Raw genomic sequence first — 19,662 nt, 5'->3', positions numbered from 1 at the left:
GACATCGGCGGGGCGCGGGTTCACTCTTCCGTCGGAAAAATCCAGTCCTGCCATCAGAAAGTCGACTGACTGCTCATGGGTCTCACCAGTAATACGGTTCTGGTCCTGGCCATCATCGCGGGCGTGGCCCTGTTCGCGGTCACGGTCTGGGCCTGGCCGAAGCTCTCGGGGCGCGGCGTGCGCGCGGTTCTCGGCCGGATCGGCCTGCTGCTCGCGACCCAGCTGGCGCTGTTCTCGGCAGTCGGTCTCGCGGCGAACAAGTCGTTCCTCTTCTACGGCTCGTGGGCCGACCTGTTCGGCCAGGAGACGGCCATCGGCAAGGTCGTCGACCACTCGATGAGCAGCAAGGACATCAAGGTCCTCGACAAGCAGAAGCTGGACGTGCCCGGCGGTGGCAAGCCGCAGGTCGGCGGGCAGATCCTGAAAGTGGCCATAACCGGCCAGAAGTCGAAGATAACGAGCCCCGGCTACGTGTGGCTGCCGCCGGAGTACTTCCAGCCGCAGCACAAGGACCAGAACTTTCCGGCTTCGATCGTCCTGACGGGCTACCCGGGCACCGCCGAGAACCTGATCAAAGGGCTGAACTACCCGATGACGGCCTTCAAGCAGGCCAAGGCGGGCAAGATGAAGCCGATGATCCTGGTCATGCTGCGGCCGACCATCGCGCCGCCGCGCGACACCGAGTGCGTGGACATACCCGGTGGCCCGCAGACCGAGACCTTCTTCGCGCAGGACCTGCCGCAGGCCATCCAGTCCACCTTCCGGGTGGGCAAGAAGCCGCAGAACATGGGCTTCATCGGCAACTCCACGGGCGGCTACTGCGCCCTGAAGATCGCCGCGCACCACCCGCAGACCTTCGGCGCGGCCGTGGGCCTGTCCGCGTACTACAAGGCGGCGGACGACGCGACGACCGGTGACCTGTTCCACGGCGACGGCAAGCTGAAGGCCCGCGCGGACGTGCTGGAGAGCCTCAAGGACAAGAAGCCGACGGGTACGTCCTTCCTGGTCACGACCAGTGAGAAGGGCGAGGACAACCTGAACGACACCAAGAAGTTCATCAAGCTGGTCAAGGGCCCGGACCGGGTCTCCTCGATCATCCTCGACAGCGGCGGCCACAACTTCAACACCTGGCGCCGGGAGATCCCGCCGATGCTGGTGTGGCTGAGCGGCCGCATGCAGGCCTGAGCCCCGTGCTCGCAGGCCGTACGTGAAGGGCCCGGCTCCGGCCGGGCCCTTCACGCGTGTCCGGGGGAGCGTCAGGCGTCGGCCCGGCGCAGCGCCCGGTGCACGCCTCCGGGGGTCAGTACGCCGGCCAGCGCGCCGGAGTCCGGGTCCGTGACCCCGATCCGGCCGGAGTCGTCCTGGAGCAGGGCGGCGAGGGCCTCGCGCAGCGACGCCCCCAGGGGCACCGTCACGGCGGGGTCCGGGCCGCCGTCGGGGGCCGTCAGGTCGGCCGCCCCGACGGGGGTGACCGCGAGCCGCTTGAGCCCGCGGTCGGCGCCGACGAACGAGGCGACGTACTCGGTGGCGGGCGCGGCGAGCACGGCGGCCGGGCGGGCGAACTGCTCGATGGTGCCGTGTCCGTAGACCGCGATCCGGTCGCCGAGCCGGACGGCCTCCTCCAGGTCGTGCGTGACGAGCAGGATCGTCTTGCGGACGGTCTTCTGGAGCGCCAGGAACTCGTTCTGGAGCCGCTCGCGCACCACCGGGTCCACCGCGCCGAACGGCTCGTCCATCAGCAGGACCGGCGGGTCGGCGGCGAGCGCGCGGGCCACGCCGACGCGCTGGCGCTGCCCGCCCGACAGCTGCTGCGGGTACCGGCTCCCGTAGACGGCCGGATCCAGCCCTACGAGTTCGAGCAGTTCGGCCGCCCTGGCGCGGGCCTTGGCCTTCGGGGTGCCGATCAGCTGGGGCACGGTCGCCGTGTTCTCCAGGACCGTCTTGTGCGGGAACAGTCCGACCTGCTGGATGACGTACCCGATGCGGCGGCGGAGTTCGACCGGGTCGGCGGCGGCGATGTCCTCGCCGTTCAGCAGGATCCGGCCGGAGGTCGGCTCGATCAGCCGGTTGACCATCTTCATCGTGGTCGTCTTGCCGCAGCCGGACGGGCCCACCAGCGTGACCAGCTCGCCCTCCGCGACCTCGAAGGACAGCTCCTCGACGGCCGTCGTCCCGTCGGGGTAGCGCTTGGTCACTCGCTCGAATCGGATCACCCCGCCATCCTCCACCAACACGCCGCCCGGATGGGCGAAGGGTTTGTCAGGGGAGTGTTGCGGCTGTGCGAATGATTCCGGCCAACACGGGCACCGGGGGTTATGGTCGCTCGGAGGCCGGTCTGCGGCACACGCGTGCGAGGGGGGAAGGGGTGAGCGGCATGGCCGGGCAGGGCTGCCTGGTGGCGAACGACTGGATCTGCTGGGAGTACGTCACCTCCCGCTCCGGGGAACTCACCGACGCCACCGTCGAACACGTCTGGATCACCGCCGTGTCGGTGCTCGTCGGCGTCGCCGTGGCCGTGCCGCTCGCCCTGCTGGCCCGTCGCGGCCGCCGCTGGGCCGCGCCCGTGCTGGGCCTGACCACCCTGCTCTACACGATCCCCTCGCTCGCCATGTTCTCCCTGCTGCTGCCCTTCTTCGGGCTCTCGGCGGCGCTCGTGGTGACCGGTCTGGTGCTGTACTCGCTGACCATCCTGGTCCGCAACGTGCTGGCCGGTCTGGAGGCCGTCCCCGAGGACGTACGGGAGGCCGCGCGCGGCATGGGCTACGGCCCGGCCCGGCTGCTGTGGCAGGTCGAGCTCCCGCTGGCGCTGCCCGCGCTGCTCGCCGGGGTGCGGATCGCCACCGTGTCGACCGTGGCGCTGACCACCGTCGGCTCCATCGTCGGCAAGGGCGGGCTGGGCAACCTGATCGCCCCCGCCGTGAACAGCTCCTTCAAGGCCCAGGTGCTCACCGCCTCCGTGCTGTGCGTGCTGCTCGCGCTCGGCGCCGACCTGCTGCTGCTCGGCGTGCAGCGGCTGCTGACCCCGTGGACGCGGCCCGGGCGCCGCTCCGCGAAGGCGACGGCCAAGGCCAAGGCGACGGCGACAGCGACGGCGGCGGCGGCCAAGGCGAAGGGGGCGTGAGGGCATGGGCGTGATGGCACGGGCCTGGGACTGGCTGGCCGACGGGGCCAACTGGTCCGGCGAGGCGGGGGTGTGGCACCGGCTCGGCGAGCACGTCTACGTCAGCGGGATCGCCCTGGCCATCGCCTGCGCGGTGGCCCTGCCGGCCGGGCTGTGGCTCGGCCACCTCGGCAAGGGCGGCACCCTCGCGGTGAACGTCTCCAACGCCGGCCGGGCCGTGCCGGTGTTCGCGGTACTGGCCCTGTTCATGGTCTCGCCGCTGCGCAGCGCGGGCTACGTGCCCACCATCGCCGCGCTCGTGCTGTTCGCCGTGCCGCCGCTGCTGACCAACGCGTACGTCGGCATGCGCGAGGTGGACCGCTCGGTGGTCGAGGCGGCCCGGGGCATGGGCATGTCCGGGCGCCAGCTGTTCCTGCGCGTGGAACTGCCCCTCGCGCGCCCCCTGGTGATGACCGGGCTGCGCTCGGCCGCGGTGCAGGTCGTCGCCACCGCCACGATCGCGGCGATGGTCGGCCAGGGCGGCCTGGGCCGGATCATCACCGCCGGCTTCAACACGTACAACACCCCGCAGGTGGTGGCGGGCGCCGTGCTGGTGGCGCTGCTGGCCCTGGTGGTGGAGGGCGCGCTGGTGGCTGCGGACCGGCTGCTGCCGGGGGCCCCGTGGCGCTGAGGCGCGCGGCCGTCCGTCCTCCTTCTTACCGATCCCTAAGGAGCATGATGAGCAAGTCCACGCGCGTCCTCGGCGCGACCCTGGGCGCGGTGGCCCTGACCGTTTCGCTCGCCGCGTGCGGCGGCGAGAGCCTGGAGAAGGCCAAGGACGGCGGTTCCGCCTCGGCCCCCGCCGGGGGCGGGAAGGGCAAGCTGGTGGTCGGCGCGGCGGGCTTCACCGAGTCCAACGTGCTGGCGGAGCTGTACGCGCAGCTCCTGCGCGGCGCCGGCTACGACACCTCGGTCACCACCGTCAACAACCGCGAGCTGTACGAGCCGTCGCTGGAGAAGGGCGAGATCGACGTCGTCCCGGAGTACGCGGCCACGCTCGCGGAGTTCCTGAACGCCAAGGTGAACGGCCCGAACGCGCCCAAGGAGAAGCCGGTCGCCTCCAGCGACGCGGCGGCGACCGTCGCGGCGCTGGAGAAGCTCGCGGCGCCGCTCGGGCTGAAGGCCCTCCCGTCCGGCTCGGCGGTCGACCAGAACGCCTTCGCGGTGAGCCGGGAATTCGCGCAGAAGAACAACCTCAAGTCCCTTTCCGATCTTGGAAAGTCGGGGCTGAAGGTGAAGATCGCGGCGGGTGACGAATGCGCCGTCCGCCCCTTCTGCGCACCCGGACTGGAGAAGACGTACGGAATCTCCGTTTCCGGTATTGACCCCAAGGGCGTCGGCACCCCGCAGGCCAAGCAGGCCGTCAAGGACGGGGTGGACCAGCTGGTGCTGACCACCACCACCGACGCCACCCTCGACGGCTACGGCCTGGTCCTGCTGGAGGACGACAAGAAGCTCCAGAACGCCGACAACGTGCTGCCGGTCGTCAACGCCAAGGACGCCGGGGCACCGGAGGTCGCCACCGCCCTCGACGCGCTCACCAAGGTGCTGACGACCGCCGACCTCGTCGAGCTGAACCGCAAGGTGGACGCGGAGCGCGCGAAGCCGGCCGACGTCGCGAAGGCCTATCTGGACTCGAAGGGCCTTCTGAAGAAGCAGTAGTTACGTGTTTGATGGCCAATTGTGGGGTAACTGCCAGGGAACGGTTTGCCGGGCGGGTACCCCACACGCCGTCCACGCCCTGTAAATTTCAGGCCATGCCCCGTGGACGCCACCGCAATCCCGAGCCCCTGCACCGACTTCTCACGCCGACGGCCGTCGCCGGGGTTTCCGTGGCCAGCGCCGGTGCGGCCTGGCTCCTCGCGGAACCCCTCGCGCTGCGCCTGCTCGTGGCCCTCACGGCGGCCGCGGGCGTGGGCGGTGCCGTCCTCATGCGCTCCTGGGACCGGGCGGCCGGCCGCCGGGTCGCGGAGCTGGCCCGCGAGCGCGTCAAGGACGAGTGGAAGACGGACGAGCGGATAGCCGAGCTCGAATCCGACATAGAGGAAGCGCGCCTGCTGCGCGCCCGCCTCGACGCCAAGCTGCGCGCCAAGCGCGTCGAACTGGCGGGCCTGCGCGGGGAGCACGCCGCGCTGCTGCGCCGGTACGCGACCGCCGAGACCGAGCGCGCCAGCGCCCTGGAGAAGCGCCGGCTGCTGGCCATCGAGGCCGCCTCGGCCCCGGCGGCCGGCCCCAAGGAGCTCCCGGCGGTCTCCGAGGAGCGCACCGGCGCCGGAGCGCCCACCCCGGTCGGCTACGCCCGGGCCCACGCCGCGATGTCGGCCCTGGCGCGCAAGGCGGAGGAGCAGTCCGCCGCCGCTCCCGCCGCGGCGGCCACGCACACCCGTCCGGCCGCCCCCGCCCCCGCCCAGGCGGCGGCGGTCCCGGCCCGCCGGCCGGCGGCGGCGGTGTCCCCGTACGCGGCCCAGCGCCGCACCGCCTCCCGCGTCGAGGGCGGCTTCGACTTCTTCGGCACCAAGAACGCCGCGCAGGCCCGCGCCGTGATCGAGTCCGTGCAGAACGAGGACCTGGCCGACGTGGTCGGCGCCGAGGCCCTCGCCGTCCACAAGGCGGAGACCGCGGGCGGCGGAGCCGAGCCGGAGTTCAAGGCCCCCACCCCCGAACAGGAGGCGGTGGGCCAGGTCATCGACCTGACGGCGCACGACGAGACCGAGCCCATCGACGTCGTCCGGCTCCGCACGGCGATCTCGTAGGCGCGGCGCGGTGCGCGAGCGCCGCCAGGGAGAGCCCGGCGAGGTCTTCGACTGCCCCTGCTGCTTCCAGCCCACCCTGGAGTCGAGCGCCTGCTTCGAGATCTGCGGCGAGTGCGGCTGGGAGGACGACGGCCAGGACGACGAGGACGCCGACCGTGTCCTGGGCGGCCCCAACGGGGACCAGAGCCTCACCGACGCCCGGCGCGAGTACCGGGAGTGGGCGGCCGAGGGCCTGGACGAATCCTCGGTGACCCGGGGCGGGGACGGGGCGTGGTGGACGGCCGCCCGCGAGGCCCTCGGGCAGGAGCCGGAGCACCCCTGAGGGCGCGTCTTCCACAGCCTGTGCACAAGACGCGCGGAACGGGCTCAGGGGAAGACGAGCACCAGCCCCACCGCCAGCAGCTCCAGCACCAGTTGGGCGCCCAGTGCCCGGCCGCGCAGCCTTTCCGGCGCGGCCAGGGCCAGCACCATCGCCACCGCCGCCGCACCGCACAGCACCAGGAAGAAGACCCCGGGGAAGGGCGCGCACCCGCCGCGCACCAGGCAGCGGGAGCCCGTCTCGGTGCTCAGGACCAGGATCTTCGCCACCACCAGCGCCGGCACGAACAGCGCGGCGGCGATCAGCGCGCGCACGGGGGTCCGGGAGACTGCGGCGGCGGACTGCGGCGCGGCGACGGTCGGGGGCTGCGGGTTCCAGGTCATGCGGCCATCCTGTCCCGGCGGGCCGGCCCGGGGATCCGTACGCGTACTCAGTCCGCACGGCCCCGTACCCAGACGCCGACGGCCGGGGCGACTCAGAACAGCGGCAGCTGACCCGGATGCGGCCCGAGGACGAAGCCGTCCAGGGCCGGGGCGGAGGCGCCGAGCACCACCCGGGCCCGGGAGCCCGGGCAGGACACCATGTCGCCCCGGCCGCGCCCGGAGGGAGGGTCGTGGCGGGCGATCCGGCCGGCCGTCACCGCGCAGTCACGGCCGCAGGCGGGGCAGGCCCGTCGGGGGGAGTGGGACATGCCCCCAGTCTGCCCTGCCGCACCGACAGCGAAGCCGTCAGGAGGCCTTCGAAGGCTCCGTCGCGGCCCTGGAGGCGAGCCAGGCCCTGTGGGCCTCGTCCACCCGGGCCCACAGGGCCTCCCGGTCCGCCTCCGTCAGGTCGTCGAGCCGCCGCAGGAAGACGCCCTCCAGCACCTCGAAGAACTCCCGCTCCCCGGCCAGTTCCCGCTCGGCCGTCACCTTCCCGCCCCCCGACAGCCGGGTCAGGACCCGGCCGCGCAGGATGTCCACGCCGTCCGCGTCCCGCCGGAACAGCGCGGAGGTCCGTACGAAGGAGGAGTCGGGGGAGGTCGACAGCCAGGTGTGCGCCTCCTCGAAGTCGGCCGTCGTCGCGGGGGCGTCGCGGAAGTTCACCCGGGGCATGTGGCTGTCGGGCGTGAGGTAGCTCCAGCCGGGGCCCTCGCCCTCCAGCGGGTCCAGCCGCCGCAGCGCGTAGCGGAAGCCGCCCTGCTCGTACGAGCCCTCGCGCAGCGGCAGCGGCTCGTACGGGCCGTCCCCGAGCCCGGCGTCCACCCAGTACGCCGCCCCGTCGACGCGCACGGTCAGCGTCAGGTGCCGGCCGTTGACCACGCGCGACCCGGCGTCGGCCTCGACCCCGCCGAGGTGGCGGGTCACGTCGTAGCCCAGGACCTCCAGGAGCGCCGCGAAGGCGCCGTTGAGGTGGAAGCAGTAGCCGCCGCGCCCGTCGGCGAACCGGCGCGCCGACAGCCCGGGGTCGATGCCGGGCGGCCGGCCGAGCTGGATGTCGATGTTGTCGTAGGCGATGCGCTCCAGGTGGGCGCGCTGGAGCGCGAACAGCCCCTCGGCGGAGGGGACGCCGGGCTCGGTCAGGCCGAGTCGGCGCAGGTAGTCCGGGTACGGGCCAGTGGTCATGGGGGCACCCTAGGGGGCGGCACCGACACGGCACGGGCGGATTTCCGCCCGACTGTCAGGTCGCGGTCCCGGCGGACGGACGCCCTACTTGTCGATGTCGCCGACCACGAAGAAGAGCGACCCGAGGATCGACACCATGTCCGCGACCAGCTGCCCGGGCAGCAGCACGGCCAGCGCCTGGATGTTGTTGAAGGAGGCGCTGCGCAGCTTCAGCCGGTACGGGGTCTTCTCGCCCTTCGAGACCAGGTAGTAGCCGTTGATGCCGAGCGGGTTCTCCGTCCAGGCGTACGTGCTGCCCTCGGGCGCCTTCAGCACCTTCGGCAGCCGCTGGTTGACCGGCCCCGGCGGCAGCTCCGCCATCCGGTCCAGGCAGGCCACGGCCAGGTCGAGGGCGTTGTGCGTCTGGCCGAGCAGCACCTCGAAGCGGGCCAGGCAGTCGCCCTCGGTGCGGGTGACGACCTTCAGCACGTCGGCCAGCTCGCCGTACGCCAGGTACGGCTCGTCGCGGCGCAGGTCGAAGTCCACGCCGGAGGCGCGGGCGATCGGGCCGGACACCCCGTACGCGTGCACCGCCTCGGCGGACAGGACGCCCACGCCGCGGGTGCGGGCCCGGAAGATCTCGTTGCCGTGGACCAGCTTGTCGTAGACGTCCATGCGGGTGCGGACGTCGGCGATGGCGGCGCGGGCCCGGCCGAGCCAGCCGGCCGGGAGGTCCTCCTTGAGGCCGCCGACGCGGTTGAACATGTAGTGCATGCGGCCGCCGGAGATCTCCTCCATCACGGCCTGGAGCTCCTCGCGCTCACGGAACGCGTGGAAGATCGGGGTGATACCGCCCAGTTCGAGGGGGTAGGAACCCAGGAACATCAGGTGGTTCAGGACCCGGTTCAGCTCGGCGAGGAGCGTACGCATCCACACCGCGCGCTCGGGGACCTCCATGCCGAGCATCCGCTCGACGGCCATGACCACGCCGAGCTCGTTGGAGAACGCGGACAGCCAGTCGTGGCGGTTCGCGAGCATCACGATCTGGCGGTAGTCGCGCGCCTCGAAGAGCTTCTCGGCGCCCCGGTGCATGTAGCCGACCACCGGCTCGGCGCTGGCGATGCGCTCGCCGTCCAGGACGAGCCGCAGGCGCAGCACGCCGTGGGTGGAAGGGTGCTGGGGTCCGATGTTGAGCACCATGTCGGTGCTCTCCGCCGCACCGCCGATGCCGACCGTGGTCTCCGTCATGGGCGCATTGTCTCAGCCCTAGGGTGGGCGCATGGATACGGGGACGAAGGGTGAGACGGGCCGCCCGGAGTGGGTGGGCCTGCCGGGCGGGCTGCGCGGGGTCCGGCGGCTGCTGCTGGTGATCTGGACGGTGCCGCTCACGGTGGCGACCGGCGTGTCGCTGGGGCTGGCGTTCGGGCCGGGCTGGGCGGCCTTCGCGGCGTTCTGGCCGGCCGTGCTGGCCTGGGGGTGGGTGCTGATCGGGCGGAACTGGCGGTCCTGGCGGTACGCGGAGCGGGCGGACGACCTGCTGATCAGCCGGGGGGTGCTGTGGCGGGAGGAGACGGTGGTCCCGTACGGGCGGATGCAGCTGGTGGAGGTGACCTCGGGCCCGCTGGAGCGCCGCTTCGGCCTGGCCTCGGTCCAGCTCCACACGGCGGCCGCGGCGACGGACGCCAAGATCCCGGGCCTGGCCCCCGCGGAGGCCGAACGCCTCCGCGACCGCCTGACCGCCCTGGGCGAAGCAAGGTCGGCGGGACTGTGACGGGCCGCTCCGCGAGCGAACCGGACCGGGCCGCCCCCGTCCGGCCGGGGGCTCCGGCCGAGACCCCCGCCCCGCAGGGGACCGGCGAGCGGCGGCTGCACGTGCTGACCCCGCTGCGCCGCGCGTGGGTGCCCATCACCGCCACCGCCGGTGTCGTCATCCAGCAGGGCGAGCGCGCCCAGGAGTGGGTGGGCGGCCTCACCCCCGCCGTGCGGCTGCTCATGGTGGCCGGGCTGGTCCTCTTCTTCGGCTCGTACGGCTTCCTCAGCTGGTGGTTCACCCACTACGCCGTCACCGACACCGAGCTCCGCATCCGCACCGGCCTGCTCTTCCGCCGCACCGCCCACATCCGCCTCGACCGCATCCAGGCCGTGGACGTCACCCGCCCGATGCTGGCCCGGATCGCCGGGGTCGCCAAACTCCGCCTCGACGTCGTCGGCACCGAGGCGAAGGACGAGCTGGCCTTCCTCGACGAACGCGACGCCGTCGCCCTGCGCGCCGAGCTGCTGGCCCGCGCGGCCGGTTTCGCGCCCGCCGAGGCCGTCGCCGTCGGCCAGGCCCCCGCGCGGGAGCTGCTGCGCGTGTCCGTACGGGACCTGGTGGTCTCCCTGCTGCTCGGCCTCGACGTGTGGGCGGCGCTCGCCGGAGGGCTCGTCGCCCCGCTGGTCGTGTGGCGGGTCAGCGACAGCCTCTGGGCGGCCGCGGCCGTCCTGGTCCCGCTGCTCGGCGCGGCGTGGGGCGGCACCGCGGGCCGGTTCCTCACCGGGTACGACTGGACCGTCGCCGAGTCCCCCGACGGGCTGCGCCTGGACCACGGGCTGCTGGACCGGGCCCACGAGACGGTCCCCCCGGGGCGCGTGCAGGCCGTACGGATCGTGGAGCCGCTGCTGTGGCGGCGGCGCGGCTGGGTCCGGGTGGAGCTGGCCGTGGCCGGCTCCAAGAACGGGGTGCTGGTCCCGGTGGCCACCCGGGCCGCCGCCCACGCCCTGATCGCCCGCGTGCTGCCGGGCGCGGACCCCGCGGGCCTGGAGTTCAGCCCTTCCCCGCGCACCGGCTCGCGCTGGGTGGTTCCGGTGTGGTGGAAGGGGTACGGCCTGGCCGTCTCGGAGCACGTCTTCGCGGCCAGGCGGGGCCGGCTGTGCCGGCGCACGGAGATCGTTCCGCATGCGAAGGTACAGAGCGTGCGCCTCTCCCAGGGCCCCTGGGAGCGCGCCCGGGGAGTGGCCGACGTGCATGTGGACACCGGCGCCAACACCACCGTCACGGCCCGGCTGCGCGCCGCCGCCGAGGCCGGCGGCCTGCTGCACGACCAGGCGGTCCGCTCCCGCACCTCCCGTGCGGCGGCCCGCCCCGACCGATGGATGACCTGACATGACGACGGCCTACGAGCGGCTGCTCGGTACCGATTTCGACGGCACCCCCACCGACGACCCCTACGACGTGATCTGGGAGGGCGAGGACCATCCCGCCCACCGCGACCGCGTACCCGGCCTCACCGCCCTCCTCGACGACCCCGCCGCGAGCGACGGCGAACGCCTCATGGCCCTCATCGCCCTGGTCCACTGGGCCGAGCCCGCCGGCTTCGAGGCCGTCCTCCGGGCCGCCACCACCGACCCCCGCGCCGCCTTCTGGTACGGCTGGTCCACCGACCGCTGGTTCTCCCAGGACCGCAGCTACGGGCTCTTCTGTGAAGCCGCCGTCCACAGCGAGGAGTTGGCCGAGGAGAAGGGCACCTCGGAGCTGCGCGCCGCGACCCTGCGCGCCCTGGTCGACCTCGCCGACCGGGAGGGCTTCGACAACCGGCTCGGCGACTGCCTGGACACGGCTTCCGTACGGGACTGCCTGCCCGGGATCCGCGCGGCGGTCGAGCGGGGGCTCGCCCGGATGCGGGCCGGCGAGCGCTTCTCCTTCGACGTGGAGACCCAACTGGTCGGCCTGGCGGGCGCCGTGACCCTGGTCGACGAGGAACTCGCCGTGGAACTGCTCCGGCTGCTGTTCGACAACGCCCCTTCCGGCCGCGCCCTCCGGCACGCCGCCGGCCCCGTCTCCCGCTGCCAGGGCCCGGCCGGGAAGGCGCTGGCGGCCTGGCTGTGGGACGCGGGGGACGACTACGTACGCGAGGTACTGGGGGACCGGGAACCCATGGGGGGCGATTTTCGGACAGACGTTCAGGCCGGATGAAACCGTGTTTGTGTTCGCAACGTCCCTTCGGTAGACAGGTACGCACGCAAGTGACGGAACAACACGTCAGGGGTGGGTGAATGAAGTTCGACATGGGCAGCACCACGCTGTCCGAGCTGGGCAAGGCCACGAGCGGCTCCAGCGACGACCTCGGCACGCTGATCAAGCTGCTGATCGCCGCGGCGGACCCGCTGGAGGGCAAGTTCAACGGCGTCGGCCGGCAGGCGTTCGACTCCTTCAAGCGGCGCTCGGACGCGATCACCGCCGAGCTCAACGCCTCGCTGCGCGCCATCATCGGCGGTCAGTCCGGGATGGACACCTCGTTCACCACCGGTGACCAGGAGCAGGGCGACAACGCCCACCAGAACATGGGCTCCGCGAACTTCGACGCCGCTCGCTTCGGCGCGCGCTGACACCCGGGGGACTGACAGACATGGCGAACCAGGACCGCACCTCGTACGACATCGCCGCCTCCGTGGAGGTCCAGGGCGGCCTCGGCGGGATCATCGGCCAGCTGGAGCGGGTGCTCGGCGAACGTGACAACGCGGTGAAGGCGGCGATGGCCGAGTTCCAGGCCGACGGCGTCTCCGACGAGTACCACGGCAAGGAAGTCCGCTGGAACAAGGCGGCGAACGAGGTCCGCGACATCATCCGCCTCGTCCGCACCACGCTGGAGCAGAACGACGCGACCGCGCAGGCCACGCTGCAGAAGGCCAAGGCGGCGGTCGACAACATCGGCTGACGCCGGTACGCACGCCGGACGAGGGACGCGAGGACACGGGGGTAGGGCATGGACTGGGACATCAAGCCGTCCGGCGTGCAGGGGGTCGTCAACAAGACGATCACCGCCGCCGAGGGCTTCGAGAAGGCGGGCAAGTCGCTCCAGACGGAGCTGCCGGAGGCCGCGAAGCACGCGGGCACCATCACTCCGGGCGGCGGCACCGGCGGCGAGGGCGGCGGCATGGGCCCGATCGCCGGCGCGCTGGGTGAGCTCATGAAGGCCCACGAGTACCGTCTCGCGTTCATCGGCGCCCGCACGGAGGCCTCGCTGAACGGCGCCATCAAGGCGACGACGGAGTACGTGAACGGCAACATCGAGCAGGCCCAGAACGCGCAGAACGAGGCCCTGAAGGAGCCGAAGGTCGACCTTCCCGGGGCGGGTCAGAAGTGACCGACCACGTACCGATCAATCCGTGCACGATCCCGCAGTTCACGGGTGACCTGGACTTGCTGGCGCAGGACCATGCGGCGATCACGGCGGCGGCGGGGACGTTCCGTGATGCGGGGTCGAACGTGGACTCCGAGTTCCAGGGCCTCTCGGCCTTCTACGCCGCTCCCGAGGCGGCGCAGTTGTTCGCCACGACGAAGCCGGTGAAGACGGACAGCGACTTCTTCGCGGACCAGCTGGAGTCGGCCGCCAAGGCGCTGGGTGAGTACGTCACCGAGGCCCGCCCGATCGTCGCGCGCCTGAAGGAGCTCCAGGCGAAGGCGACGACGTTCACCAGCAAGATCGCCGGGGATGAGCACTGGAAGGACGACGGGGACAAGATCGATGAGAACAACGATCTGATCCACGACGTCAACGCGGCGTGTGAGGCTTTCTGGGCTGCGGAGCGTACCTGCACGAACAAGATCCGTGCCCTGTACTGCGCGCCGCCGCTGACCGTCAACGACGGTTCCAACGGCGCGAACATGTACGGCTACAAGGCCGACGACCTGAACAAGGTCCAGGACCTGCCCTGGGGCTCCCAGCTGGAGGAGACCCACCGGGCGTGGGAGATCGGCTACTGGGCCAAGTCCTTCGTATGGGACGGCATCATCGTCGACGGGATCTGGGGCACCATCCGCGGCCTCGGCACCCTGGTCGGCGTGGACGGCTGGGACGCGGCCGGCCAGGCCTGGACGGGCCTGGCGAAACTCGCCACGGGCCTGGCGATCACCTCCATCCCCGGTGTCGGCACGGCGTTCTGGATGGCGGACGACAAGCAGCTCCCGGGCTGGCTGAAGGACTCGCGTACGGCGATGAAGGAGACCGGCAAGGCGCTGGTCGCGTGGGACGAGTGGGGCAAGAACCCCGCCCGCGCGGCGGGTGCGGTCACCTTCAACGTCCTCACGACCGTTTTCACCGGCGGTGCGGGCGCGGCGGCGAAGACGGGCGGGATCGCGAAGGTCCTGTCGGTGGCGGGCAAGGCCGGCAGGATCATCGACCCGATCACCTACATCGGCAAGGCCGGCTCCCTCGCGAAGCTGAAGATCGGCGACCTGTTCGCCAACCTCGGCAAGGTCGACGGCGCGTTCCCGAAGATCGACGACGTGGTGTGGAAGGACCTCCCGAAGGCCGACGCCCCGGGCATCAAGTTCCCGCACCCGGACGACACGGTCCGCCTCCCCGACGACGCGCTCGGGCGGCCCCAGTACTTCGACAAGACCACGAACCAGCTCCTGGACCACAAGGGCCTGCCCAAGCAGGACCTCACCTCGGTCCCCAAGGGCCCCGACCACCCCCTGGCCGAAGTCCCGAAGAAGCAGGAAGTCACGGTCGGCGGCCCCGCCCACCAGGTCGACGCCACCACCCGCACCCCGGGCGGCACCGCCTCCCACACCCCGGGCGGCACCGCGGACAACATGCCGCGCAACAGCCACACCGAACCCGGCGGCAACGGCGGCACGGGCGGCCACGGCAACACCGACACCACCCCCACCACCGGCGGCGGCCACACGGACACCCCCTCCACGGGCGGCCACGGCGACGGCCCGGGCACGGGCGGCCACGGTGACGGTCCTGGCGATGGTCCGGGTGACGGTCCCGGCGATGGTCCGGGTGACGGGCCCGGTGACGGTCCTGGCGATGGTCCGGGTGACGGTCCTGGCGATGGTCCGGGTGACGGGCCCGGTGACGGTCCTGGCGATGGTCCGGGTGACGGGCCCGGTGACGGTCCTGGCGATGGACCGGGTGACGGTCCCGACGGTCCCGACGGCGGTGACGGCCCCGGAAACGGCGACGGGCCTGACAACCCGGTCAACGAGCATCCTCTGGGAAGCCCCGAGAATCCGCACCCGATCGACGCTGCCCAGCAGGCCGACTTCATGAAGAGCCAGGCCGAACTGGATGCGCTCAGCAGGAAGAAGCAAATCGACCTGGTCAGCCGTGGCATTGAGTTCAACGGTCAGAAATTCAAGCCGGAAGCGCCTCTTCTCAAGGGTGCCAAGCACGGAATCGACTGGACCGAGGGGCCGGCGCGCGCGAGTAAGGAAATGAAGCCGCAAGGAAAGTTCGGAACACCCGCGGACGTCCACTACGCTACGGTGCGCGCCGCTGAGCTGGGCCCCGGAAAGACAGGCTTCTTCAAGCTTCCCGAGGGTCACGGCTGCATCGAGTACATGCCCGACGGCAAGACGCGCACGCCGAACACCCTCTTTGTCAAGGTGTACCCGAACGGCAAGGTGCACGCTTACCCGACCACACGATAGGAACGGCGATGAGTTTCTCGATCCAGGCAGGTTGCCCGGTTGTTCGGAGGTGTGAGTCCGCAGCCGACATGGCCGACGCGGTCGGTGAGATGTACTCCTCCGAGGCGGAGGACGCCATCCTGGTGTGGAATCTGGTTCCGGTCAGGGTGCCTTACGGATACGACCTCGCCGCTCTCGTCGACGACCTGGTTCCCCTCCTCGAGGAAGTCCAGCGCCCGGAATTCTCGGAGACCGAGGTCTTCTGGGGGTCTGACACGTTCTCGGCCGAATGGCGAATCGTCCGCGAGGGCGAATCCCTCAGGATCGGGGCGCGGTGGCACAGCACGCTCGGGAACTACGAGTCGCTGCTTGCCGAGCGCGGCGATTCGGTGGTTCCTGTGCCGGTGTTCGTCAGCGAGTGGGCGAAGGTGCTGCGGCGGATCGTGACCGATATGGAGGAGCAGTCCGTGGACTTGGAAGACGATGACATCTTCCTCCGTGCCAAGACGCTGCTGGCGGCCTGAGTCACACCAGTGATCACGACCGAGCCGGTGGGGGAATGGTTCTGGGAGCCTTCCCCCGTGCTCGATGCCCCCGTGAGCGGGGTTTCGAGGGCCCTCGCGCTGGTGGGGGAGGTCAGGGGCGTCCTGGCTTCCCTCGGGCTGGTCGCCGGCGGCGGAACGGGCTCGGTCGAGCTCTGTGACCTGTCGGCCATGGCGCGTCCGCTGTTCGAGCGGCGCGGCGTGCCCGGCGAAGCCCTGGCCGAGGCGGCCGGTGCCGTGCGACTGCTGCCCGGCCGGCTGCTGACGGTGCACCTCGCGCTGCCCGGTGAGTGGGCGGAGGCCGGGGTCCGGCGGCGGGCCGAGAAGCTGTTCGGCGTACGGGTCCACGTGTGGGGCGAGGGCGCGGTGGTGCTCGTACTGTCCACGTACGCCGATCCCTGGCTGGCCCAGGACCTCCGGGAGCGGCCGCAGCCCGCGGTGGCCGCCGCGAACGCTCCCCGGCTCGCCGCCGCGCTGGAGCGGATCTCCGGGCTGACGGGTGCGGAGGTCGACCCGGGCGACCCGACCCGGCACGCCTGCCCCACGGCGGACGGGTTCGCGGAGGGGCCGGAGTACCCGGAGTACTACGACTCCTGGGGCAACTTCGAGGTGCCCGCGCGCTGGCAGCGGCTCGTGAACCTCCTCCCCGGCGGATACGGGGAAGAGGACTACGAGAGCAGCACCGAGGAGCCCGTCCGGTACGCCGAAGTGCGGGGCGGGGAGCGGCTCCTCGGGTTCCTCTGGGCCTCGGCCGGCGGCGCGGCCGGCTACGAGCCCCGCAGTGCGGCGGGGGAAGCGGCCTTCGGGGCGGGCGTGCCCTGGCTGCTGCGGTTCCGGGCCGCACGGCGTGACGGGGCCGGGGCGCCGGAGGCCCTGGACGGCTGCCTCGGCCGGACCGGGGCGGGAGCCACGGTCGGAGCGGCCGTCCACCGGGCGCCGTCGCTGGACGCGCTCCAAGAGCTTTCGGGGAGGGGATGAGGGTGACGGCGTCGCGGATGCTGGAGCGGCTGCGGGCCGTGGACTGGGACATGCGGTGGGACCTCGCGTTCGAGCGCTGCGGGTCCCGGCAGGTGCTGATGTGGGAGTACCTGCGCCGCGCCGCCGTGTGGGCGAAGGCCTGCGGGGCCGAGGGGGCGTGGCCGTTCTACGACGTCACGGCGTACGTGGATCCCGAGTTCGGGCTGCCGCCCGCGCAGGCGGCCGAGCTGGAGGAGCTGCAGCGCACGGTCTTCTGGGAGGAGCTCCGCAAGACCTGTGCCGGGGCCGTGCGGCTGGCGGGGCTCGGGGAGCGGACGCCGGACGCGGTGGCCGGGCTGCCGGACCTGTACGAGCCGCTCGTGCTGTTCTACGAGCGCGGCGGGTCCTTCAGCCGTGACTGCTCGGGCGCCTTCATCGACCTCGTCGGTGTGATGGTGCGCCCCGGCAAGCCGGAGGGCTACCTAGCCAGCCGGCCCGTGGCCGTGCTCGACGACGCCGTGCTCGACGCGCTGGAGGGCGAGGGGTGCATCACGTACCACGGCGCGGAGGACGGCCGGGAGACGGTTCAGCGGCGGCGGGAAGCCGGGGACGTGGACGCACCCGCGGACGAGGTGTTCGGGTGGGACCTGCGGTGGCAGCCGGCGGACCGGCCGGCCGAGCGGGCGGGGCTGGTCGCGATCGACCGCCTGGAGGCTGCCCGGCGGCTCGGGCGGATCGTGTCCGCCGTCAAACCCGCATGACCGGTGCCCACGAGCTGGTCGCGCGGGTCACCGCCGTCGACTGGTGGGCGAAGGAGCACGAGTTCGGGCACGGGGCCGAATGCGCGCGGCTGCTGCGGGAGTACCTGCGGCGGGCAGCGCTCTGGGTGCGGGTGTTGCAGGAGGGGCGGGAGGGGGACTTCTTCGGCGCCTGGCAGCCGGACCGGTGGCCCTTCTTCGACCTCGCCCGCCGGGTCGACCCCTCCGTGCGGGCGGACCCGGAACTCCTCGCCCGGCTCGACGCGTTCCTCGCCGCGCACGCGGGCAACCCGCTCACCGGCCGGATCTGCCGGGCCGCGCTGAGCTGGGCCTGTCTGCCGGAGCGGGCACGAGAGCCCTTCGCCGGGCTGCCCGATCCCTTCGAGCCGCTGGTCGGGGTGTTGGAGCTCGGCGGGGGGTTCTGGATCGAGAACGGGTTCGTGGACTTCGTCGAGTGCCGGGTGCGGCTGGGAACGTGGCAGGAGCATGGCGGAACCGCCGCCACCGGTTTCGGCGTCGTGAGGGGGCGTACTAGCGTGCGGGGCGACAGGGAGAAGGGAGGCCGGGGTGGCGGCTGAGGATTACGACAGCCAGTTGCTGGAGTCCGTCGCGGTGCGGCGGCGCAGGATGCGCGACGCCGTGCTGTTCGGCGCGCAGCGCGGGCGGCGGGTTGCCGACGAGCGGATCGGGAAGGCCGTCGCCGGGCTGGTCATCGCGGCGGTGCTGTGCGCCGGATGCGTCGGCTGGTCCTTCATCTCCCACCGCCTCATCGGCAAGACGGGGACGCCCGGTCAGGTCAGTACTCGGTGATAGGTTCGAACGCGTGGTGAGCATGGGCGCAGTGAGCGGTACGGCATTGAGCCGGGTCACCCTGGTCGGTGAGCGGCGGCGGATGGATCTCGTACTGCCCTCCCAGGAGCCGGTCGGGCGACTGCTGCCCGACGTCATACGGATGCTGGACGACCGGGTGGCCGCGCAGCCGATGCTGCGTCATCTGGTCACGGCCGACGGGTCCGTGATCGAGCACGGGCTCTCGCTGGAGGACGCGGGCGTCGCCGACGGGGCCGTGCTGCGGCTCGTGCGGGTGCAGGACGTGCCGTCCGCGCCCGTGGTGCACGACGTCACCGACGAGGCGGCCGAGGACCTGGACGTACGCGCCTGGCGCTGGCGGCCCTTCGCGCGGCGGGTCACCGCCGGGGCGGGGATGGTGCTGTGGGCGCTGGTCGCCGGCTGGTTCGCCCGGCGGGAGTTCGCGCCGGGTGCCGTGGCCGGGGTGCTGCTCGGCGCGGCCGCCGTGTGCGGGGTCGTCGGGGCGCTGGCGGGCCGGCTGAAGCGGTCGGGGCTGGCGGCGGCGCTGCTGGCGTGTGCCGCCGCGGTCGGGGTGCTCGGGGCGTGGACCCTGGGCGACGCGCAGCACTGGGGCGGCATGGGCCGGCTCGCCGCCGTCGCCGGTGCGCTGGCCGTCGGGCTCGCGCTGCTGGGGTGGTTCACGCCGCTCGGGCGGGGCGGGTTCGTGGGCGCCGCCGCAGTGGTGGGCCTGACGGTGGTGTGGGAGGCGACCGCGCTGGCGCAGGGCCAGGCGGGTGCCCGTACCGGGGCCGTGCTCGCCGTGTTCTCGGTGGTCCTGCTCGGGCTGCTGCCGCGTCTCGCGCTGGCGGCGGCCGGGCTGACCGGCCTGGACGACCAGCGGGCGCGCGGGGCTTCGGTCAGCCGGTACAAGGTCGCCACCGCCCTCGGCGCCACCCACCGGGGCATGGCGCTGGCCACCCTCGCCACCGCCGTCTCGGCGGGCGCGGCCGGGGTGCTCGCGCTGCGGGAACCCGACGTCTGGACGGTGTCCCTCGCCTCGGCGGTCGCCGTCGTGCTGTGGCTGCGCGCGCGGGCGTTCCCGCTCGTCGCGGAGGTGGTCGCGCTGCTGCTGGCCGGGGCCGCCGTCACCGTGGCGGCGCTGCTGGTGTGGGCCGGCCGGGCCGGTGCCGCCGGGCCGCTGGCGGTGCTGCTGGTACTGGCGCTGGCGGCGCTCGGCGTCCTCGCCGTCCAGCCGCCCGAGCACGTGCGGGTCCGGCTGCGGCGGGTCGGGGACACCGCCGAGTCGATCGGCGTCATCGTGCTGTTCCCGCTGCTCATCGGGGTGTTCGGCGTGTACGGGCGGCTGCTCGGCACCTTCGCGTAAGGGTTGCTACTCAGA

At 72.5% G+C, this 19,662-nt stretch carries 24 protein-coding genes; 19 read left to right on the top strand and 5 right to left on the bottom strand.

The annotated features are described in order from the left end of the window. Positions 1 to 75 precede the first annotated feature (75 nt). Positions 76 to 1,185, top strand: coding sequence for an alpha/beta hydrolase (locus tag ACZ7IF_RS22980; protein ID WP_470974187.1), 1,110 nt, complete (start codon positions 76 to 78; stop codon positions 1,183 to 1,185). A 71-nt stretch (positions 1,186 to 1,256) separates the two neighbouring features. Here the strand turns inward: ACZ7IF_RS22980 and ACZ7IF_RS22975 are convergent, their stop codons facing one another. Continuing rightward, positions 1,257 to 2,213 carry an ABC transporter ATP-binding protein gene (locus ACZ7IF_RS22975; RefSeq protein ID WP_470974184.1) on the bottom strand — a complete coding sequence of 319 codons (957 nt, stop codon included), beginning with the start codon at positions 2,211 to 2,213 and terminating at the stop codon, positions 1,257 to 1,259. Positions 2,214 to 2,374: 161 nt separating this feature from the next. Here ACZ7IF_RS22975 and ACZ7IF_RS22970 point away from each other — a divergent pair, with 161 nt between their 5' ends. The 5 genes from ACZ7IF_RS22970 to ACZ7IF_RS22950 all read left to right on the top strand — a co-directional run bounded on the left by ACZ7IF_RS22970 (position 2,375) and on the right by ACZ7IF_RS22950 (position 6,235). Next, complete coding sequence (locus tag ACZ7IF_RS22970; protein ID WP_470974378.1) at positions 2,375 to 3,121, top strand: ABC transporter permease; 747 nt, start codon at positions 2,375 to 2,377, stop codon at positions 3,119 to 3,121. Positions 3,122 to 3,125: 4 nt separating this feature from the next. Next, positions 3,126 to 3,791 (top strand): ABC transporter permease, encoded by a 666-nt coding sequence (locus ACZ7IF_RS22965; RefSeq protein ID WP_470974181.1) that lies wholly within the window; start codon positions 3,126 to 3,128, stop codon positions 3,789 to 3,791. A gap of 47 nt (positions 3,792 to 3,838) precedes the next feature. Further along, the gene (locus ACZ7IF_RS22960; protein WP_470974177.1) at positions 3,839 to 4,822 is read left to right on the top strand and encodes an ABC transporter substrate-binding protein; all 984 of its coding nucleotides are present in this window, start codon (positions 3,839 to 3,841) and stop codon (positions 4,820 to 4,822) included. 95 nt (positions 4,823 to 4,917) lie between these two features. Continuing rightward, a complete protein-coding gene (locus ACZ7IF_RS22955) occupies positions 4,918 to 5,913 on the top strand; it encodes a hypothetical protein (RefSeq protein WP_470974174.1) in 996 nt (331 codons plus the stop codon). 10 nt (positions 5,914 to 5,923) lie between these two features. Further along, positions 5,924 to 6,235: a CPCC family cysteine-rich protein gene (locus ACZ7IF_RS22950; RefSeq protein WP_470974171.1), complete on the top strand. Its 312-nt coding sequence runs from the start codon at positions 5,924 to 5,926 to the stop codon at positions 6,233 to 6,235. Positions 6,236 to 6,279: 44 nt separating this feature from the next. Here ACZ7IF_RS22950 and ACZ7IF_RS22945 read toward each other — a convergent pair whose 3' ends face one another. From ACZ7IF_RS22945 to ACZ7IF_RS22930, 4 genes are all read right to left on the bottom strand, one after another. Next, positions 6,280 to 6,615, bottom strand: coding sequence for a hypothetical protein (locus tag ACZ7IF_RS22945; protein WP_470974167.1), 336 nt, complete (start codon positions 6,613 to 6,615; stop codon positions 6,280 to 6,282). A 92-nt stretch (positions 6,616 to 6,707) separates the two neighbouring features. Next, positions 6,708 to 6,923, bottom strand: a complete 216-nt coding sequence (locus tag ACZ7IF_RS22940; RefSeq protein WP_470974164.1) for a hypothetical protein — start codon at positions 6,921 to 6,923, stop codon at positions 6,708 to 6,710. A gap of 37 nt (positions 6,924 to 6,960) precedes the next feature. Continuing rightward, entirely contained in the window at positions 6,961 to 7,836 is an 876-nt protein-coding gene (locus ACZ7IF_RS22935) for an arylamine N-acetyltransferase family protein (protein ID WP_470974161.1), read from the bottom strand. A gap of 84 nt (positions 7,837 to 7,920) precedes the next feature. Beyond that, positions 7,921 to 9,063, bottom strand: coding sequence for an NADH-quinone oxidoreductase subunit D (locus ACZ7IF_RS22930; protein ID WP_470974158.1), 1,143 nt, complete (start codon positions 9,061 to 9,063; stop codon positions 7,921 to 7,923). A 31-nt stretch (positions 9,064 to 9,094) separates the two neighbouring features. Between ACZ7IF_RS22930 and ACZ7IF_RS22925 the strand changes: the two genes are divergently transcribed. From ACZ7IF_RS22925 to eccD, 13 genes are all read left to right on the top strand, one after another. After that, positions 9,095 to 9,586 carry a PH domain-containing protein gene (locus ACZ7IF_RS22925; RefSeq protein ID WP_470974155.1) on the top strand — a complete coding sequence of 164 codons (492 nt, stop codon included), beginning with the start codon at positions 9,095 to 9,097 and terminating at the stop codon, positions 9,584 to 9,586. Further along, positions 9,583 to 10,956 (top strand): PH domain-containing protein, encoded by a 1,374-nt coding sequence (locus ACZ7IF_RS22920; protein WP_470974152.1) that lies wholly within the window; start codon positions 9,583 to 9,585, stop codon positions 10,954 to 10,956. The genes ACZ7IF_RS22925 and ACZ7IF_RS22920 overlap by 4 nt, the downstream gene beginning before the upstream one ends. A 1-nt stretch (position 10,957) precedes the next feature. Next, on the top strand, positions 10,958 to 11,767 hold the full coding sequence (locus tag ACZ7IF_RS22915; protein ID WP_470974150.1) for a hypothetical protein: 810 nt from the start codon (positions 10,958 to 10,960) through the stop codon (positions 11,765 to 11,767). 80 nt (positions 11,768 to 11,847) lie between these two features. Further along, the gene (locus tag ACZ7IF_RS22910) at positions 11,848 to 12,180 is read left to right on the top strand and encodes a hypothetical protein (RefSeq protein WP_470974147.1); all 333 of its coding nucleotides are present in this window, start codon (positions 11,848 to 11,850) and stop codon (positions 12,178 to 12,180) included. A 20-nt stretch (positions 12,181 to 12,200) separates the two neighbouring features. Beyond that, complete coding sequence (locus ACZ7IF_RS22905; RefSeq protein WP_470974145.1) at positions 12,201 to 12,509, top strand: pore-forming ESAT-6 family protein; 309 nt, start codon at positions 12,201 to 12,203, stop codon at positions 12,507 to 12,509. Between the two features lie 48 nt (positions 12,510 to 12,557). Beyond that, on the top strand, positions 12,558 to 12,938 hold the full coding sequence (locus tag ACZ7IF_RS22900; RefSeq protein WP_470974142.1) for a DUF6507 family protein: 381 nt from the start codon (positions 12,558 to 12,560) through the stop codon (positions 12,936 to 12,938). Beyond that, complete coding sequence (locus tag ACZ7IF_RS22895) at positions 12,935 to 15,238, top strand: hypothetical protein (RefSeq protein ID WP_470974139.1); 2,304 nt, start codon at positions 12,935 to 12,937, stop codon at positions 15,236 to 15,238. Before ACZ7IF_RS22900 ends, ACZ7IF_RS22895 begins: the two co-directional genes overlap by 4 nt. A gap of 8 nt (positions 15,239 to 15,246) precedes the next feature. Beyond that, entirely contained in the window at positions 15,247 to 15,741 is a 495-nt protein-coding gene (locus ACZ7IF_RS22890) for a hypothetical protein (protein ID WP_470974137.1), read from the top strand. Between the two features lie 57 nt (positions 15,742 to 15,798). Next, positions 15,799 to 16,737 carry a hypothetical protein gene (locus tag ACZ7IF_RS22885; protein ID WP_470974134.1) on the top strand — a complete coding sequence of 313 codons (939 nt, stop codon included), beginning with the start codon at positions 15,799 to 15,801 and terminating at the stop codon, positions 16,735 to 16,737. A gap of 2 nt (positions 16,738 to 16,739) precedes the next feature. Beyond that, entirely contained in the window at positions 16,740 to 17,477 is a 738-nt protein-coding gene (locus tag ACZ7IF_RS22880) for a hypothetical protein (protein WP_470974131.1), read from the top strand. Beyond that, the gene (locus tag ACZ7IF_RS22875) at positions 17,474 to 18,052 is read left to right on the top strand and encodes a hypothetical protein (RefSeq protein ID WP_470974128.1); all 579 of its coding nucleotides are present in this window, start codon (positions 17,474 to 17,476) and stop codon (positions 18,050 to 18,052) included. The genes ACZ7IF_RS22880 and ACZ7IF_RS22875 overlap by 4 nt, the downstream gene beginning before the upstream one ends. A 49-nt stretch (positions 18,053 to 18,101) precedes the next feature. Continuing rightward, entirely contained in the window at positions 18,102 to 18,284 is a 183-nt protein-coding gene (locus tag ACZ7IF_RS22870; protein WP_267036736.1) for a hypothetical protein, read from the top strand. A 22-nt stretch (positions 18,285 to 18,306) separates the two neighbouring features. Then, positions 18,307 to 19,647: a type VII secretion integral membrane protein EccD gene (gene eccD, locus ACZ7IF_RS22865; RefSeq protein ID WP_470974375.1), complete on the top strand. Its 1,341-nt coding sequence runs from the start codon at positions 18,307 to 18,309 to the stop codon at positions 19,645 to 19,647. Positions 19,648 to 19,662: the final 15 nt, after the last annotated feature.

The organism is Streptomyces sp. NPDC037421 (assembly GCF_055602105.1).
The sequence above is the reverse complement of the archived record's forward strand: the minus strand, read 5'-3'. Positions and strand labels throughout refer to the sequence as shown.

Bases quoted from the DNA above. Each gene is read 5' to 3' on its own strand.
- ACZ7IF_RS22890 (WP_470974137.1), top strand. From the start codon at position 15,247: ATGAGTTTCTCGATCCAGGCAGGTTGCCCGGTTGTTCGGAGGTGTGAG.
- ACZ7IF_RS22870 (WP_267036736.1), top strand. From the start codon at position 18,102: ATGCGCGACGCCGTGCTGTTCGGCGCGCAGCGCGGGCGGCGGGTTGCC.
- ACZ7IF_RS22980 (WP_470974187.1), top strand. From the start codon at position 76: ATGGGTCTCACCAGTAATACGGTTCTGGTCCTGGCCATCATCGCGGGC.
- ACZ7IF_RS22935 (WP_470974161.1), bottom strand. From the start codon at position 7,836: ATGACCACTGGCCCGTACCCGGACTACCTGCGCCGACTCGGCCTGACC.
- ACZ7IF_RS22960 (WP_470974177.1), top strand. From the start codon at position 3,839: ATGAGCAAGTCCACGCGCGTCCTCGGCGCGACCCTGGGCGCGGTGGCC.
- ACZ7IF_RS22905 (WP_470974145.1), top strand. From the start codon at position 12,201: ATGGCGAACCAGGACCGCACCTCGTACGACATCGCCGCCTCCGTGGAG.
- ACZ7IF_RS22875 (WP_470974128.1), top strand. From the start codon at position 17,474: ATGACCGGTGCCCACGAGCTGGTCGCGCGGGTCACCGCCGTCGACTGG.
- ACZ7IF_RS22965 (WP_470974181.1), top strand. From the start codon at position 3,126: ATGGGCGTGATGGCACGGGCCTGGGACTGGCTGGCCGACGGGGCCAAC.
- ACZ7IF_RS22925 (WP_470974155.1), top strand. From the start codon at position 9,095: ATGGATACGGGGACGAAGGGTGAGACGGGCCGCCCGGAGTGGGTGGGC.
- ACZ7IF_RS22945 (WP_470974167.1), bottom strand. From the start codon at position 6,615: ATGACCTGGAACCCGCAGCCCCCGACCGTCGCCGCGCCGCAGTCCGCC.
- ACZ7IF_RS22900 (WP_470974142.1), top strand. From the start codon at position 12,558: ATGGACTGGGACATCAAGCCGTCCGGCGTGCAGGGGGTCGTCAACAAG.
- ACZ7IF_RS22955 (WP_470974174.1), top strand. From the start codon at position 4,918: ATGCCCCGTGGACGCCACCGCAATCCCGAGCCCCTGCACCGACTTCTC.
- eccD (WP_470974375.1), top strand. From the start codon at position 18,307: ATGGGCGCAGTGAGCGGTACGGCATTGAGCCGGGTCACCCTGGTCGGT.
- ACZ7IF_RS22915 (WP_470974150.1), top strand. From the start codon at position 10,958: ATGACGACGGCCTACGAGCGGCTGCTCGGTACCGATTTCGACGGCACC.
- ACZ7IF_RS22910 (WP_470974147.1), top strand. From the start codon at position 11,848: ATGAAGTTCGACATGGGCAGCACCACGCTGTCCGAGCTGGGCAAGGCC.
- ACZ7IF_RS22930 (WP_470974158.1), bottom strand. From the start codon at position 9,063: ATGACGGAGACCACGGTCGGCATCGGCGGTGCGGCGGAGAGCACCGAC.
- ACZ7IF_RS22940 (WP_470974164.1), bottom strand. From the start codon at position 6,923: ATGTCCCACTCCCCCCGACGGGCCTGCCCCGCCTGCGGCCGTGACTGC.
- ACZ7IF_RS22970 (WP_470974378.1), top strand. From the start codon at position 2,375: ATGGCCGGGCAGGGCTGCCTGGTGGCGAACGACTGGATCTGCTGGGAG.